Raw genomic sequence first — 15,308 nt, forward strand, 5'->3', positions numbered from 1 at the left:
GAAATGTCACCATCTGGTGACATTTCCCATCCCCTTCGTTACTTGCCCACACCTCGCCCTTGTTTAGACTCCGGTCATCCCACAAAAAATAATAAGGGCCACCCATGACCACGCAACCACTGCCTGCCAGCAGTTGGCTGAACGCGCCTGCCCATCACGCCTGGCTCGCCGCCGAAGGCCAGCGTCTGCTGGCATTTGCCAAGGCCTCTCGACTGCCCGATGGCTTTGGCAACCTGGACGATAAAGGCCAGTTGCCCGCCGACGCCCGCGCCGAAACCATGAACACCGCCCGCATGACCCACAGCTTCGCCATGGCGCACGCCTTGGGCTTGCCGGGGTATGCCGACCTGGTGGCGCACGGTGTGGCCGCCCTGAGTGGCCCATTGCGCGACAGTGAGCACGGTGGCTGGTTCGCCGCGCCCCACGCCCTCGATGGCAACCGTGGCAAAGCTGCCTACCTGCACGCCTTCGTTGCCTTGGCCGCCAGCTCTGCGGTGGTGGCCGGCGCTCCCGGTGCGCAAAACCTGCTCAATGACGCCATCCATATCATCGACCAGTTTTTCTGGAGCGAGGAGGAGGGCGTGATGCTCGAGTCCTTCGCCCAGGACTGGAGCGGCGTCGAGGCTTATCGCGGCGCCAACAGCAACATGCACGCCACCGAAGCCTTTCTTGCCCTGGCCGATATAACGGGTGACACCCGCTGGCTGGACCGCGCGCTGCGTATCGTCGAGCGCGTGATCCACTCCCACGCCGCCGGCAACCAGTTCATGGTGATCGAGCATTTCAATGTTCATTGGCAACCCTTGCTCGGCTACAACGAAGACAACCCCGCCGACGGCTTTCGCCCGTACGGCATCACCCCCGGCCACGGCTTCGAATGGGCGCGACTGGTGCTGCACCTGGAAGCTGCGCGCCTGCAAGCGGTGCTGGCGACGCCCGAGTGGCTGGTGACGGACGCCAAGGGCTTGTTCGCCAGCGCCTGTGAATACGCCTGGTCCGTGGATGGTGCCCCCGGCATCGTCTACACCCTGGACTGGAACCACTGCCCGGTCGTGCGCGAGCGCCTGCACTGGACCCATGCCGAAGCCAGCGCCGCTGCCCAGGCCTTGCTCAAGCGTACGGGCGAGTTGCACTACGAGACTTGGTACCGACGGTTCTGGGAGTTTTGCGAAACCCACTTTATCGACCGCACCCACGGCAGTTGGCACCACGAACTCAGCCCGCACAATCAACCGAGCAGCAATATCTGGGGCGGCAAGCCGGACCTGTACCATGCCTGGCAAGCGGTAGTGCTGCCTGCACTGCCCTTGGCACCCAGCATGTGCAGTGCCATCGGGGTTGGGCGTTATGTCACCAGCTGGTGACATTTGTGCATCCCTTTGTTACCTGCGCCTGAAAAATCCATGTTTAAACTCCGTGCAGCGCAAGCCTTAGACTTGCATGCATAACAACAAGAAAAGGTACTCAGATGAACGCGATTAATCGCCTCGCCGTTGCTATTTCCATTGCCTCGTTGTTTCCCCTCAGTGCATTTGCCGCCGACTCGAAAGGGACGGTTGAAGTTGTGCATTGGTGGACCTCGGGCGGTGAGAAAGCGGCTGTAGATGTCCTGAAGGCCCAAGTTGAGAAAGATGGCTTCGTCTGGAAAGACGGCGCCGTCGCAGGTGGCGGTGGCGCCACGGCCATGACCGTGCTGAAAAGCCGCGCGGTTGCCGGCAACCCGCCAGGCGTTGCCCAGATCAAAGGCCCCGACATCCAGGAATGGGCGTCCACTGGCCTGCTCGACACCGACGTGCTCAAAGACGTCGCCAAAGAAGAGAAGTGGGACTCCCTGCTCGACAAGAAAGTCTCCGACACCGTGAAGTACGAAGGTGACTACGTCGCCGTACCGGTCAACATCCACCGTGTGAACTGGCTGTGGATCAACCCGGAAGTCTTCAAGAAAGCCGGCATCACCAAGAACCCGACCACCCTCGAAGAATTCTACGCAGCCGGCGACAAGCTGAAAGCCGCAGGCTTCATTCCGCTCGCCCACGGTGGCCAGCCTTGGCAGGACAGCACTGTGTTTGAAGCGGTGGTGTTGTCGGTGATGGGTGCCGACGGCTACAAGAAAGCCCTGGTGGACCTGGATAACGGCGCACTGACTGGTCCGGAAATGGTCAAGGCCCTGACCGAGCTGAAGAAAGTCGCGACCTACATGGACGTCGACGGCAAAGGCCAGGACTGGAACCTCGAAGCAGGCAAGGTCATCAATGGCAAGGCCGGCATGCAGATCATGGGTGACTGGGCCAAGTCCGAATGGACCGCTGCCAAGAAAGTCGCCGGCAAAGACTACGAGTGTGTAGCCTTCCCGGGCACCGACAAAGCCTTCACCTACAACATCGACTCCCTGGCGGTGTTCAAGCAGAAAGACAAAGGCACTGCTGCGGGTCAGCAGGACATCGCCAAAGTCGTGCTGGGTGAAAACTTCCAGAAAGTGTTCAGCATCAACAAGGGTTCGATCCCTGTTCGCAACGACATGCTGAACAAAATGGACTCCTACGGCTTCGACTCCTGCGCCCAGACCGCTGCCAAGGACTTCCTGGCAGACGCCAAGACCGGCGGCCTGCAGCCAAGCATGGCGCACAACATGGCCACTACGCTGGCAGTGCAAGGTGCGTTCTTTGATGTCGTGACCAACTACATCAACGACCCGAAAGCCGACCCGGCCGACACCGCCAAGAAACTTGGCGCTGCGATCAAATCGGCCAAGTAAGGCTGGTAGCGCTTTTGTAGGAGCCGGGCTTGCCCGCGATGCAGGCACCTCGGTGTATCGGTTAGACCGAGGTGATGCCTTCGCAGCGGTGCGACGATTCGACAAGGCAGCTCCTACATAAAGCGCGCTCCACATGAGACTCACCCTGTAGTCCTTTTTCCCTGTATTGGATTTCCCCATGAGTTCTGTTGCTGTGTTCAGCAAAGCCTCGCCGTTCGATGCACTGCAGCGCTGGCTCCCCAAACTGGTGCTGGCGCCCAGCATGTTCATCGTGTTGGTGGGCTTCTACGGCTACATCCTGTGGACGTTTGTACTCTCGTTCACCAATTCCACGTTCCTGCCAAGCTACAAGTGGGCGGGCCTTGCGCAATACGCGCGGTTGTTCGACAACGACCGCTGGTGGGTAGCGAGCAAGAACCTGGCCGTGTTTGGCGGGATGTTCATCGGCATCACGCTAGTGATTGGCGTGACCCTGGCGATCTTCCTCGACCAGAAGATCCGCCGCGAAGGCTTTATCCGCACCATTTACCTGTACCCGATGGCGCTCTCAATGATCGTCACCGGTACCGCCTGGAAATGGCTGCTCAACCCGGGCATGGGCCTGGACAAACTCCTGCGTGACTGGGGCTGGGAAGGCTTCCGTCTCGACTGGCTGATCGACCCGGACCGCGTGGTCTACTGCCTGGTGATCGCCGCTGTCTGGCAAGCCTCCGGCTTCATCATGGCGATGTTCCTCGCTGGCCTGCGCGGTGTCGATCAATCGATCGTGCGTGCCGCGCAGATCGACGGTGCGAGCCTGCCGCGCATTTACTGGAGCGTGGTGCTGCCAAGCCTGCGTCCGGTGTTCTTCAGTGCGGTGATGATCCTGGCGCACATTGCGATCAAGAGCTTCGACCTGGTGGCGGCGATGACCGCTGGCGGCCCCGGCTACTCGTCCGACCTGCCGGCGATGTTCATGTACTCGTTCACCTTCAGCCGTGGCCAGATGGGCATGGGTTCGGCCAGTGCAATCCTGATGCTCGGTGCGATCCTCGCGATCATCGTGCCTTACCTCTACTCCGAGCTGAGGACCAAACGTAATGACTAGTCTCGCCTCCAAACCTGCCATCAGCCTGAGTCGCATCGCGATCTACGCGGTGCTGATCCTCGCCGTGCTGCTGTACCTGGTGCCGCTGGTGGTGATGCTGCTGACCAGCTTCAAGACCCCGGAAGACATCAGCACCGGCAACCTGCTGAGCTGGCCGACCGTGGTCTCCGGCATCGGCTGGGTCAAGGCCTGGGCCACCGTGGATGGCTACTTCTGGAACTCGATCAAGATCACCGTTCCCGCTGTACTGATCTCCACCGCTATCGGTGCGTTGAACGGCTATGTGCTGTCGTTCTGGCGCTTCAAAGGCTCGCAGCTGTTCTTCGGCCTGCTGCTGTTCGGCTGCTTCCTGCCGTTCCAGACCGTGCTGCTGCCGGCGTCGTTCACCCTCGGCAAAATGGGCCTGGCCAGCACCACCACCGGCCTGGTGTTTGTGCACGTGGTCTACGGCCTGGCGTTCACTACGCTGTTCTTCCGTAACTACTACGTGAGCATTCCGGACGCGCTGATCAAGGCGGCACGCCTGGACGGCGCCGGTTTCTTCACCATCTTCCGCCAGATCATTCTGCCGATGTCGACGCCGATCATCATGGTCTGCCTGATTTGGCAGTTCACCCAGATCTGGAACGACTTCCTGTTCGGTGTGGTGTTCTCCAGTGGCGACTCCCAGCCCATCACGGTGGCGCTGAACAACCTGGTCAACACCAGCACCGGGGCCAAGGAATATAACGTGGATATGGCGGCGGCGATGATCGCCGGGCTGCCGACCCTGCTGGTCTATGTGATCGCAGGCAAGTATTTCGTGCGCGGCCTCACGGCCGGCGCGGTCAAGGGGTAATCATGGCTACGCTTGAACTTCGCAATGTAAACAAGACCTATGGCGCCGGCCTGCCCGACACCTTGAAGAACATCGAACTGTCGATCAAGGAAGGCGAATTCCTGATCCTGGTCGGCCCTTCGGGGTGCGGTAAATCCACGCTGATGAACTGCATCGCCGGCCTTGAGACCATCACCGGCGGCGCGATCATGATCGGCGACCAGGACGTGAGCGGCATGAGCCCCAAGGACCGTGACATCGCCATGGTGTTCCAGTCCTACGCGCTGTACCCGACCATGAGCGTGCGCGAGAACATCGAGTTTGGCCTCAAGATCCGCAAGATGCCCCAGGCGGATATCGACGCTGAAGTGGCACGCGTGGCCAAGCTGCTGCAGATCGAACACCTGCTCAACCGCAAGCCGGGCCAGCTCTCCGGCGGCCAGCAACAGCGCGTGGCCATGGGCCGTGCCCTGGCGCGTCGGCCGAAGATCTACCTGTTCGACGAACCGCTGTCCAACCTCGACGCCAAGCTGCGTGTCGAAATGCGTACTGAAATGAAGCTGATGCACCAGCGTCTCAAGACCACCACGGTCTACGTGACCCACGACCAGATCGAAGCGATGACCCTGGGTGACAAGGTGGCGGTGATGAAGGACGGCATCATCCAGCAGTTCGGCACCCCGAAAGAGATCTACAACAACCCGGCCAACCAGTTCGTGGCGAGCTTCATTGGTTCGCCGCCGATGAACTTCGTGCCCCTGCGCCTGCAACGCAAGGACGGTCGCCTGGTGGCCCTGCTCGACAGCGGCCAGGCCCGTTGCGAGCTGGCGCTGAACACCACAGACGCCGGCCTGGAAGATCGCGACGTGATCCTGGGCTTGCGTCCGGAGCAAATCATGCTGGCGGCGGGCGAGGCCAACAGTGCCTCAAGCATTCGTGCCGAAGTCCAGGTGACCGAGCCGACTGGCCCGGACACCCTGGTGTTCGTGCAGCTCAATGACACCAAGGTCTGCTGCCGCCTGGCACCCGACGTGGCTCCGCAGGTGGGCGAGACCCTGACCCTGCAATTCGATCCTTCCAAGGTACTGCTGTTCGACGCCAACACCGGCGAGCGACTGGGCACTGTGCAGTCACAGCCTGTCCCTGTGGGAGCCGGGCTTGCCCGCGATGGCATCACTGCGTTGTAACTGAAGGACCGAGTTGCCTGCATCGCGGGCAAGCCCGGCTCCCACAGAAGCAGATAAGTTGTTGTTTTAGATAAAAAAAGTAAACCGCGTTAGATAAAAACAGTTTAATAACAATAAAGACGAGGATGTAGGGATGAAAAAGCAACACAACAACACTCGGCTGATCTGCCAACTGTCAGCTGCAGCAGCCCTGGTATTGTCCGCCAATGCGATGGCAGACGATGCATTCAGCTCCAGTTCCAAGTGGATGACGGGCGATTGGGGTGGCGAGCGTACCAAGCTGATCGAGCAAGGTATCGACATCAAGGCCGACTACGTTGGGGAGATGGGCTACAACGCCAAAGGTGGTTACAACGACGACAAGACCGGTCGCTACTCTGACCAGTTCGGTCTCGGTGTGGCACTGGACCTGCAGAAGCTGTGGGGCTGGGATAACACCCAGGCCAAGATCCAGTTGACCAACCGTAATGGCCAAAACATCTCCAACGACCGTATTGGCGACCCGCGTGCCGGCACGCTGAGTTCGTCCATGGAAGTCTACGGCCGTGGCCACATGGTGCGTCTGACCCAGTTCTGGATCCAGCACCAGATGTTCGACAACAAGTTGGACGTCAAGCTCGGTTACTTCGGCGAAGGCGAAGACTTCAACACCTTCCCGTGCGACTTCCAGAACCTGTCGTTCTGCGGCTCGCAAGTGGGTAACTACGTCAACACTTGGTACAACTGGCCCGTCAGCCAGGCTGCGATCCGCGTGAAGTACAACATCACGCCTGAGCTGTATGCGCAGATCGGTGCGTACAACCAGAACCCTTCGCAGCTGGAGCACGGCAACGGCTTCAAACTCAGCGGCAGCGGTACCAAGGGCACTGTGATCCCGGTGGAATTGGTCTGGTCGCCGAAGGTCAACAGCCTGCCGGGCGAATACCGTGTGGGTTACTACAAGAGCGCGGCTGATGCCTCTGACGTCCGTGAAGACATCAACGGCAACGATGCGGCTACCACTGGCGCGGCTTACCGTACCCGCAGCAGCAAGAAAGGCTACTGGTTCGTTGCCCAACAGCAACTCACCACGCATAACGGCGACGCTTCCCGCGGCCTGAACATCGCGGCCAACGCCACCTTCCACGACAAGGAAACCAACCTGGTCGACAACTACCAGTCGATCATGCTGGTGTACAAGGGCCCATTCGACGCGCGTCCAAAAGACGACATCGGTATTGGTGTGGCTCGCCTGCACGTGAATGATGACGTGAAGAAAAACTCTGAACTGCTCAACGCCGCCAATGGCGTGAGCGACTATGACAACCCGCTGTACACGCCGATTCGCGAGACCGAGTACAACGTCGAACTCAACTACGGCATCAAGGTGACCAACTGGCTGACCGTGCGTCCTAACCTGCAGTACGTCGTCCAGCCTGGCGGTGTGGACAAAGTCGACAACGCGTTGGTGGCCGGCCTGAAAATCCAGTCTACGTTCTAACGCTGTTGCGATAAGCTCCTTCTCTCTGTGCGCATTTTGCGGGTAGCCATGGCTACCCGCTTTTTTGTGTGGGAGCTGGCTCGCCTGCGATGGCATCACCTTGGTTTATCTGAAGCACCGAGTTGCCTGCATCGCAGGCAAGCCAGCGCCTACAAAGAATTTCAGGACCGTGGCACATGCATGAGCATCCGCTGCAACGCTTTTTCAAATCCCTGCGCGAGCGACCGGTGTTCGCCTGGGAGCGCTTTCAGATGCGCGATGTGTTGGTCATCGACCATCCGCTGTGCCAGGCGGTGTTCAGTCGCCAGGGCGCGCAACTGTTGCACTTCCAGCCCCGTGGCCAGAAACCCTGGCTGTGGTGTGCAGCCAAGTGGCCGCAAGTCGGCGCCATCCGAGGTGGCGTGCCGGTGTGCTGGCCGTGGTATGGCCGTCACCCGAGCGAAAACGCTTGGCCGTCCCATGGCTGGGCGCGGCTGATTGACTGGAAACTGCTCGACAGCAGCACCGACGACGACGGCGTCCGCCTGCACTGGCAATTGCAACTGTGCGACTGGCAGGTCGACCTGCACGCGCACTTGGGCGAAACCCTGGAACTGCGCCTGAGCACCGAGCATCAGGACGAGCTGCCGTGCCAGTTGAGCCACGCTTTGCATGCTTACTGGCGTATTGGTCACGTTGATGAGATAGCGCTGTCTGGGCTCGACGGTGCCCAGGGTTACGACCAGCTCAATCGCCAGGTTTGCCAGCAGGAAGGCGAGCTTAGGGTGGAGGGCGGATGCCAGCGGGTGTTCCAGCACGAGGGCGAATTGCAGCTCAAGGACCACGCCTGGCAGCGCGAACTGTGCATCGACACCGGCGACAGCGCCGACACGGTGGTGTGGCACCCAGGCAGCCGGCCACTGCTGGGCGTGAGCTTCAACGAGGCATCGGGGTTTGTGTGTGTGGAGTCGGCGATGGCGGGGGCCTGCCTGGCGCCGGGGGAGAGGGCGCATCTCAGTCTGCAGGCAAGAGCGGGGGTTTAGCGTGGCATTGCGGTTGTTGTGGGCGGGCTTGTTGTGGTGAGCGGGCTTGCCCCGCGCTGGGCTGCGAAGCAGCCCCATTACAGGCGCTGTGTATGTACCTGATGTACCGAGGTGCCCGTTTTTCAGGGCGGCTTCGCCACCCAGCGCGGGGCAAGCCCGCTCACCACATACAAACTCCCTCTCACCGGCAGCGGTGTTGCAGGCTTAGTTGAACTCATCCCCCACCGGATACCGGCTGTCATTCAAGCTCTCTTTGATCTTGCGCAGATGCGGCTGGAAATCCACCCCGCGACGCAGGGTCATGCCGGTTGCCAGCACATCCAGCACCGTCAGTTGGATGATCCGCGAGGTCATCGGCATGTAGATATCGGTGTCTTCCGGCAGCGGAATATTCAGGCTCACGGTACTGGCCTTGGCCAGCGGCGAGTTCTCGGCAGTCACGCCCAGCACTGAAGCGCCGTTTTCCCGCGCGATACGCGCCACTTCCACCAACTCACGGGTACGCCCGGTGTAGGAAATGATCACGAACAGTTCACCGGTGTGCGCCACCGAGGCGATCATGCGTTGCATCAGCACGTCCGCGTGCGCGGTCACCGCCAGGTTGAAGCGGAAGAATTTGTGCAGCGCATCCATGGCCACCGGGGCCGAAGCACCGAGGCCGAAGAAGTGGATCTGCCGCGCCTGGATCAACAGGTCCACGGCTTTGCTGATCAAGTTCGGGTCCAGGGCCTGGCAGGCGCTGTCGAGGGACGCGATGGCACTGCCAAAGATCTTCTGGGTGTAGGCCTCAGGGTTATCATCGGCCTCCACGGCACGGCTGACATACGCCGCGCCACTGGCCAGGCTTTGCGCCAGCTGTAATTTCAGTTCAGGGTAACCGCTGACACCGAACGAACGGCAGAAACGGTTGACCGTCGGTTCACTGACCGAGGCGGCCTGGGCCAGGGCGGCGATAGAGAAGCGGGTCGCCTGCTGCGGGTTGAGCAGGATGACCTCGGCGACTTTTTTCTCGGCCTTGTTCAATTCTTCGAGGCGGTTCCGGATCTGTTCCAGAAGATTTCGCACGCGGTCCATTCAGTCTTTCCTTCGGGCGACGATGCAAATAAAAGGTGGCAACCAATCGATGAGTGGTCTTTTGCGGTGGCCTATCCTACTGAGGGTAGCTGAACACCACCACTCGGAATGCGTATTTCGGGAAAATGTTGTGGTTATTACTACATTTTTCCTTGAGTGATGCCTTGAAAAAAGGTATTTGTAGCTTAACTTGATAAAAGAACAAACATCATGCCTTCGATAACCGTAGAACCCTGCACCTTTGCCCTGTTTGGCGCCTTGGGTGATCTGGCGCTGCGCAAGTTATTTCCTGCCCTCTATCAACTCGATGGCGCCGCGCTCCTGCACGACGACACGCGCATCCTGGCCCTGGCCCGTGAAGCCGGTTCCGAGCAACAGCACCTGGCGCACATTGAAAAAGAACTGCGTAAATACGTCGGCAAGGAACTGGACGAAACCATCGCCCAGCGTTTCCTGGCGCGGCTGACCTATGTTCACGTCGACTTCATGAAAGCCGATGATTACGTGGCCCTGGCGGAAATCGCCGGCACCGAACAACGTTTGATCGCCTACTTCGCCACCCCGGCGGCGGTGTACGGCGCGATTTGCGAGAACCTGTCCAAGGTCGGCCTGGCGGAAAACACCCGCGTGGTGCTGGAAAAGCCCATCGGTTCGGACCTGGAGTCCTCGCGCAAGGTCAACGACGCCGTGGCGCAGTTCTTTCCGGAGAACCGCACCTACCGCATCGACCACTACCTGGGCAAAGAGACCGTCCAGAACCTGATCGCCCTGCGTTTCGCCAACAGCCTGTTCGAAACCCAGTGGAACCAGAATTACATCTCCCATGTGGAGATCACCGTGGCCGAGCAGGTCGGTATCGAAGGCCGTTGGGGCTATTTCGACAAGGCCGGCCAACTGCGCGACATGATCCAGAACCACTTGCTGCAGCTGCTGTGCCTGATCGCCATGGACCCGCCGGCCGACCTGTCCGCCGACAGCATCCGCGACGAGAAGGTCAAGGTGCTCAAGGCCCTGGCGCCGATCAGCCCGGACGGCCTGACCACCCAAGTGGTGCGCGGCCAGTACATCGCTGGCTACAGCGCCGGCAAGCCGGTGCCGGGGTACCTGGAGGAAGAGAATTCCAACACCCAGAGCGACACCGAGACCTTCGTCGCCCTGCGTGCCGATATCCGCAACTGGCGTTGGGCCGGAGTGCCGTTCTATCTGCGCACCGGCAAGCGCATGCCGCAGAAGCTGTCGCAGATTGTCATTCACTTCAAGGAACCGTCCCACTACATCTTCGCTCCCGAGCAGCGCCTGCAGATCAGCAACAAACTGATCATCCGCCTGCAGCCGGACGAAGGTATTTCCTTGCGCGTGATGACCAAGGAGCAGGGCCTGGACAAGGGCATGCAACTGCGCAGCGGTCCGCTGCAACTGAATTTTTCCGACACCTATCGCAGCGCCCGGATCCCGGATGCCTACGAGCGGTTGTTGTTGGAAGTGATGCGCGGCAATCAGAACCTGTTTGTTCGCAAAGATGAAATCGAAGCCGCGTGGAAGTGGTGTGACCAGTTGATCGCCGGGTGGAAAAAATCCGGTGATGCGCCCAAGCCGTACGCGGCGGGTTCCTGGGGGCCGATGAGCTCGATTGCACTGATCACGCGGGATGGGAGGTCGTGGTATGGCGATATCTGAATTGAAACTGCCCCAGGGCGTCACTCCCCATGAGTACCGCACCCCGGTGCTGTTGGCGGAAGGGCTGGCCAATGACGTGGCCGAGCAGTTGCGCACGGCCATCAGTGCCCGTGGCGAAGCGACCCTGGTGGTGTCCGGTGGCCGTAGCCCCGTGGCGTTTTTCCAGCAGCTGGCCAAGCAGGGCCTGGATTGGTCCAAGGTCACCATCACCCTGGCCGACGAGCGTTGGGTGCCGGTGGAACACGCCGACAGCAATGCTGGCCTGTTGAAGCAGCACCTGCTGCAAGGCCCGGCGGCCAAGGCCAAGTTCCTGAGCCTGTACAGCGCTGCCGCCAACCTCGAAGATGCTGCCGAGCAGGCCGATCGCCTGCTGGCCGAATTGCCAGCCATTGATGTGCTGGTCCTGGGCATGGGCGATGACGGTCATACCGCGTCGTTGTTCCCCAATAGCCCGAACCTGAGCGAAGCACTCAAGGCCGACGGCACCCGCCGTTGCTGGCCGATGCTGGCGCCAACCGTGCCGCACCAGCGCCTGACCATGAGTCGCGCGTTGTTGGCCACGGCGAACTACACCGTGCTGTCGATTTCCGGCAGTTCGAAATTGACTACCTTGAGCGCCGCGCTGGCCAGTGACGATGTTGCTGCCATGCCGATCCGCGCGTTTTTGCAACCTACATTAGAGATTTACTGGTGCCCATGAGCCAAGGATCAGCCGCTATGAAAAGCCCTCAACCGACCGTGTCCATGGCGGATAAAGTTGCCTTGATCGACAGCCTCTGCGCCAAGGCGCGGATCCTGCCGGTGATCACCATCGCCCGCGAACAGGACATCCTGCCGCTGGCCGATGCCCTGGCAGCCGGTGGTTTGACCGCATTGGAAGTGACCCTGCGTTCCGAGTTCGGCCTCAAGGCCATTCAGGTCCTGCGCGAGCAACGCCCTGAATTGTGCACCGGTGCCGGCACCGTGCTCGACCGCCACATGCTTGAAGCCGCCGAAGTGGCCGGTTCGCAGTTCATCGTCACCCCTGGCATTACCCGCGACCTGCTGGAAGCCTCGGTGCACAGCCCGATCCCGCTGCTGCCAGGCATCAGCAATGCCTCGGGCATCATGGAAGGCTATGGCCTGGGCTATCGCCGCTTCAAGCTGTTCCCGGCCGAAGTCAGCGGTGGCGTGGCTGCAATCAAGGCCCTGGGCGGCCCGTTCGGCGAAGTGAAATTCTGCCCGACCGGCGGCGTCGGCCCGGCCAACATCAAAAACTACATGGCGTTGAAAAACGTGATGTGCGTGGGCGGTAGCTGGATGCTCGACCCTGAGTGGGTCAAGAACGGCGACTGGGCCCGCATCCAGGAAGTCACTGCGCAGGCGCTGGCACTGCTGGATTGATCTGCTTTTACTGAATCGTTGTTGCTGTGCTTAACGGCATTTTTGCGGTGCACTTGGTCGGTGTACCGCTTTTTTTTGCCTGCAGAAAAGTGCAACACAACCTGTAGGAGCCCGGCTTGCCGGCGATGGCGCCATCGAGGTAGGTGCAAGTCTTGCGGTCCTCATCGCCGGCAAGCCGGGCTCCTACAAGGTATGGGTGTTCAGTTCGGTAATGGCTTTAACCAAGACATTGATGTCCGCTGCCGACGTCAGCAGCCCCGGCGTTACACGGATACAGGTTCCAAACGCCGCGCCGGTGCGCGTGGTGGTGAACAGGTTGTAGTCCCGGAGCAGCCTGTCCACCATCACCTGCTGGTCGCGCCCGCTGAACTTGAACGCGGTGATCCCGCAATACAGCCGCGGATCGTCTGGCGTCAGCACCTCGATACCCGGCAATGTCCGCACCTGGCTCACCCACAGGTCGCGCAGGTAGTTCACCCGCGCACCCTTGGCCGCCGCGCCGCCCAGTTGCCGATGCTCTTGTAAGACCAATGGCAAGGTCATCAGCGCCGGGAAATTCGGCGTGCTGTAGGGTGTACGGGCACGGACATCGGTGGTGGGGTAGTGGAACTCGCCCATGTCCGGGTCGATATCGGCCAGGCGCTCCGGGGCGATGTACAGGAAGCCCAGGGTCAGCGGCGCGCCGATCCACTTGTGCAGGTTGAAACCGGCGAACTGGATACCCAGCGCGGCCAGGTTGAATTCCATCTGGCCCAAGGCGTGGGCACCGTCGAGAATTACGTCCACGCCATGTTCACGCGCCGCCTGGGCGATGGCTTCCACGGGCATCACCAGGCCGGTGCGGTGGGTGACATGGGTCAGCGCCATCAGCTTGAGGCGCGGGTACTGGACGAACGCGTCGCGATATGTCTGCACCAGGCTGTCGAAACTGGCCGGGTGACTATGGGACAGTTCGATCACCTCCACGCCACGGTAGCCCGCCAGCCAACGCATGGCGCCCTTCACCGTGTCGTATTCCAGGTCGCTGATCAACACTTGGTCGCCCGGTTGCAGGCGGTTGTAGTTGCGGATCAGTGACTGCAAGGCTTCGGTGGCGTTTCGGGTAAAGGCCACCGATTCGGGGTCGACATCCATCAGTTCGGCCAGTTGCCGGCGAATCTCGATATTCTCGCCTTGCTCGAACGTCTGGCGCACATACAGTGAGTTACTGCGGTTGATAAACGCGACCTGCTCCAAGTAGTGCGTTTGCACCGCCCGGCTCATGCGGCCGAAGTAGCCGTTTTCCAGATTGATCGGGCCGGGTTCCAGGGCATAGCGCTCAGCGATGGCCTGCCAGTGAAGTTCGTTGTCTGCATTCCGTGGCATAGAGGGCTCTTAATGGCGAGGGGCGGGTTTGCCATGTTTGGCGCGCAGCGGTTCCAGCAGTTCGGATAAACCGTTGTGGTCGATTTCCTGCATCAAGGCCAGCAAACCGCCCAGTTCGCCGTGGGGGAAACCTTCACGGGCGAACCAATTGAGGTAGGGGCCGGGCAGGTCGGCGATGATCCGACCCTTGTATTTGCCGAAGGGCATTTCGCGGGTGATCAGCAATTCGAGTTTTTCCGGGTTCATGAGCTTCTAGCGGTAGAGGCGAGGTCTTCGAAAATACAGGCATTCTGCATGAAGGCCAAATGACAGATCATGCAAATAACGTACATACAGATGGTTCAATAATTCGTAACTAGTTGAAATACAAAGAAAAAAAGTTTATCAAAACCTGGCACGGGCGCTGCAATCATTAATACACGTTTCTTAACCCGCACAAGGAATTGAAAAATGACTGACATCAATAAAGAATCGATCTCCGTACTCAACGACCTGATCGAGACCAGCAAAGACGGCCAGAAAGGCTTCGCGACTTGTGCTGAAGACATCAAGCATCCAGAGCTCAAAGCCCTGTTCGTAAAACGCTCCGCCGATTGCGCCACCGCAGCCGCCGAGCTGCAAACTGCTGTTCGCGCCCTGGGTGGCGATCCGGAAGAGTCCGGCAGCGTTGCCGGTGCCCTGCACCGTGGCTGGGTCGACGTGAAGTCGCTGGTGACCGGTAAAGATGAAGAGGCTGTGCTGAACGAAGCCGAGCGCGGTGAAGACCATGCCCTGAAGGCTTACAAGGAAGCGATCGAGAAGATCAACAAGCACAACCTGCAGGGTATCCGTGACTTGGTTGAACGTCAGTACGGCGGCGCTCAACGCAACCATGACCAGGTGAAAGCCCTGCGTAACCAGGCTCGCGCTCAGTCTTGAGCCGTAGCTGAATGGAAAAAGCCCCGCAGATGCGGGGCTTTTTTTATGCGCGATGATCAACCAATGCTGATCGGTGGCAGCTCGGTCAAGGTCACGACCTGCTGCTTACGTGGCGCGAGGATCTCTGCTTCGCCGTCCACGACCAGCTCATCGCGCTGGTTGAACACACGGGTGGCGATGCGCACGCGGAACTTCGGCAGCTTTTCGAGGATTTCCAGGCGCACGGTCAGGGTGTCTCCGATCTTGACCGGCTTCTGGAAGCTCATCTGCTGGCCGATATAGATCGTGCCCGGCCCAGGAAGCTCGCAGGCCACTGCCGCGCTGATCAGGGCGCCGCTGAACATACCGTGGGCGATACGCTCCTTGAACATGGTCGCCTTGGCGTACTCGGCATCCAGGTGCACCGGGTTGTGGTCACCGGACATCGCGGCGAACAGCTGGATATCGCGCTCTTCCACCAACTTGCTGTAGCTGGCGGTCTGGCCGACTTCGAGGGCTTCGTACGGGGTGTTGGTTACCTGGGTCATCTAAAGGTGCATCCTG

Annotated in this window: 15 protein-coding genes; 11 read left to right on the forward strand and 4 right to left on the reverse strand. The window is 60.2% G+C overall.

Translation table 11 applies throughout. The features are described from left to right. The first annotated feature begins 104 nt into the window (after positions 1-104). From AC0IYN_RS17030 to AC0IYN_RS17060, 7 genes are all read left to right on the forward strand, one after another. A complete protein-coding gene (locus tag AC0IYN_RS17030; RefSeq protein ID WP_471842347.1) occupies positions 105-1,364 on the forward strand; it encodes a D-mannose isomerase in 1,260 nt (419 codons plus the stop codon). 104 nt (positions 1,365-1,468) lie between these two features. Beyond that, complete coding sequence (locus AC0IYN_RS17035) at positions 1,469-2,755, forward strand: ABC transporter substrate-binding protein (protein ID WP_061449338.1); 1,287 nt, start codon at positions 1,469-1,471, stop codon at positions 2,753-2,755. A 178-nt stretch (positions 2,756-2,933) separates the two neighbouring features. Continuing rightward, positions 2,934-3,842 carry a carbohydrate ABC transporter permease gene (locus tag AC0IYN_RS17040; protein ID WP_028617701.1) on the forward strand — a complete coding sequence of 303 codons (909 nt, stop codon included), beginning with the start codon at positions 2,934-2,936 and terminating at the stop codon, positions 3,840-3,842. Then, positions 3,835-4,680: a carbohydrate ABC transporter permease gene (locus AC0IYN_RS17045; protein WP_060754130.1), complete on the forward strand. Its 846-nt coding sequence runs from the start codon at positions 3,835-3,837 to the stop codon at positions 4,678-4,680. Before AC0IYN_RS17040 ends, AC0IYN_RS17045 begins: the two co-directional genes overlap by 8 nt. 2 nt (positions 4,681-4,682) lie before the next feature. After that, positions 4,683-5,846: an ABC transporter ATP-binding protein gene (locus tag AC0IYN_RS17050; protein ID WP_406598768.1), complete on the forward strand. Its 1,164-nt coding sequence runs from the start codon at positions 4,683-4,685 to the stop codon at positions 5,844-5,846. Between the two features lie 133 nt (positions 5,847-5,979). Further along, the gene (locus tag AC0IYN_RS17055) at positions 5,980-7,326 is read left to right on the forward strand and encodes a carbohydrate porin (RefSeq protein WP_406598769.1); all 1,347 of its coding nucleotides are present in this window, start codon (positions 5,980-5,982) and stop codon (positions 7,324-7,326) included. A gap of 176 nt (positions 7,327-7,502) precedes the next feature. Then, the gene (locus AC0IYN_RS17060; protein WP_406598770.1) at positions 7,503-8,348 is read left to right on the forward strand and encodes a D-hexose-6-phosphate mutarotase; all 846 of its coding nucleotides are present in this window, start codon (positions 7,503-7,505) and stop codon (positions 8,346-8,348) included. Positions 8,349-8,552: 204 nt separating this feature from the next. On the opposite strand, the gene AC0IYN_RS17065 is transcribed toward AC0IYN_RS17060, so the two are convergent. Next, positions 8,553-9,413 (reverse strand): MurR/RpiR family transcriptional regulator, encoded by an 861-nt coding sequence (locus AC0IYN_RS17065; protein ID WP_174555598.1) that lies wholly within the window; start codon positions 9,411-9,413, stop codon positions 8,553-8,555. Positions 9,414-9,632: 219 nt separating this feature from the next. Here AC0IYN_RS17065 and zwf point away from each other — a divergent pair, with 219 nt between their 5' ends. Genes zwf through AC0IYN_RS17080 form a run of 3 tightly spaced genes read left to right on the forward strand, consistent with a single transcriptional unit; the run spans position 9,633 to position 12,482 of the window. Then, the gene (zwf, locus tag AC0IYN_RS17070; protein WP_025858439.1) at positions 9,633-11,099 is read left to right on the forward strand and encodes a glucose-6-phosphate dehydrogenase; all 1,467 of its coding nucleotides are present in this window, start codon (positions 9,633-9,635) and stop codon (positions 11,097-11,099) included. Further along, complete coding sequence (gene pgl / locus AC0IYN_RS17075) at positions 11,086-11,799, forward strand: 6-phosphogluconolactonase (protein ID WP_406598771.1); 714 nt, start codon at positions 11,086-11,088, stop codon at positions 11,797-11,799. Before zwf ends, pgl begins: the two co-directional genes overlap by 14 nt. Positions 11,800-11,816: 17 nt before the next feature. Further along, entirely contained in the window at positions 11,817-12,482 is a 666-nt protein-coding gene (locus AC0IYN_RS17080) for a bifunctional 4-hydroxy-2-oxoglutarate aldolase/2-dehydro-3-deoxy-phosphogluconate aldolase (protein WP_026013852.1), read from the forward strand. 183 nt (positions 12,483-12,665) lie between these two features. On the opposite strand, the gene AC0IYN_RS17085 is transcribed toward AC0IYN_RS17080, so the two are convergent. After that, a complete protein-coding gene (locus AC0IYN_RS17085; RefSeq protein ID WP_471842348.1) occupies positions 12,666-13,847 on the reverse strand; it encodes an aminotransferase class V-fold PLP-dependent enzyme in 1,182 nt (393 codons plus the stop codon). A gap of 9 nt (positions 13,848-13,856) precedes the next feature. After that, on the reverse strand, positions 13,857-14,093 hold the full coding sequence (locus AC0IYN_RS17090; protein WP_003213031.1) for a DUF3820 family protein: 237 nt from the start codon (positions 14,091-14,093) through the stop codon (positions 13,857-13,859). A gap of 204 nt (positions 14,094-14,297) precedes the next feature. Here AC0IYN_RS17090 and AC0IYN_RS17095 point away from each other — a divergent pair, with 204 nt between their 5' ends. Next, entirely contained in the window at positions 14,298-14,765 is a 468-nt protein-coding gene (locus AC0IYN_RS17095; RefSeq protein WP_406598773.1) for a ferritin-like domain-containing protein, read from the forward strand. Positions 14,766-14,821: 56 nt separating this feature from the next. Here AC0IYN_RS17095 and AC0IYN_RS17100 read toward each other — a convergent pair whose 3' ends face one another. Further along, a complete protein-coding gene (locus tag AC0IYN_RS17100) occupies positions 14,822-15,292 on the reverse strand; it encodes a MaoC family dehydratase (RefSeq protein ID WP_010208208.1) in 471 nt (156 codons plus the stop codon). Positions 15,293-15,308 lie beyond the last annotated feature (16 nt).

It is taken from the genome of Pseudomonas sp. AC112 (assembly GCF_979253545.1).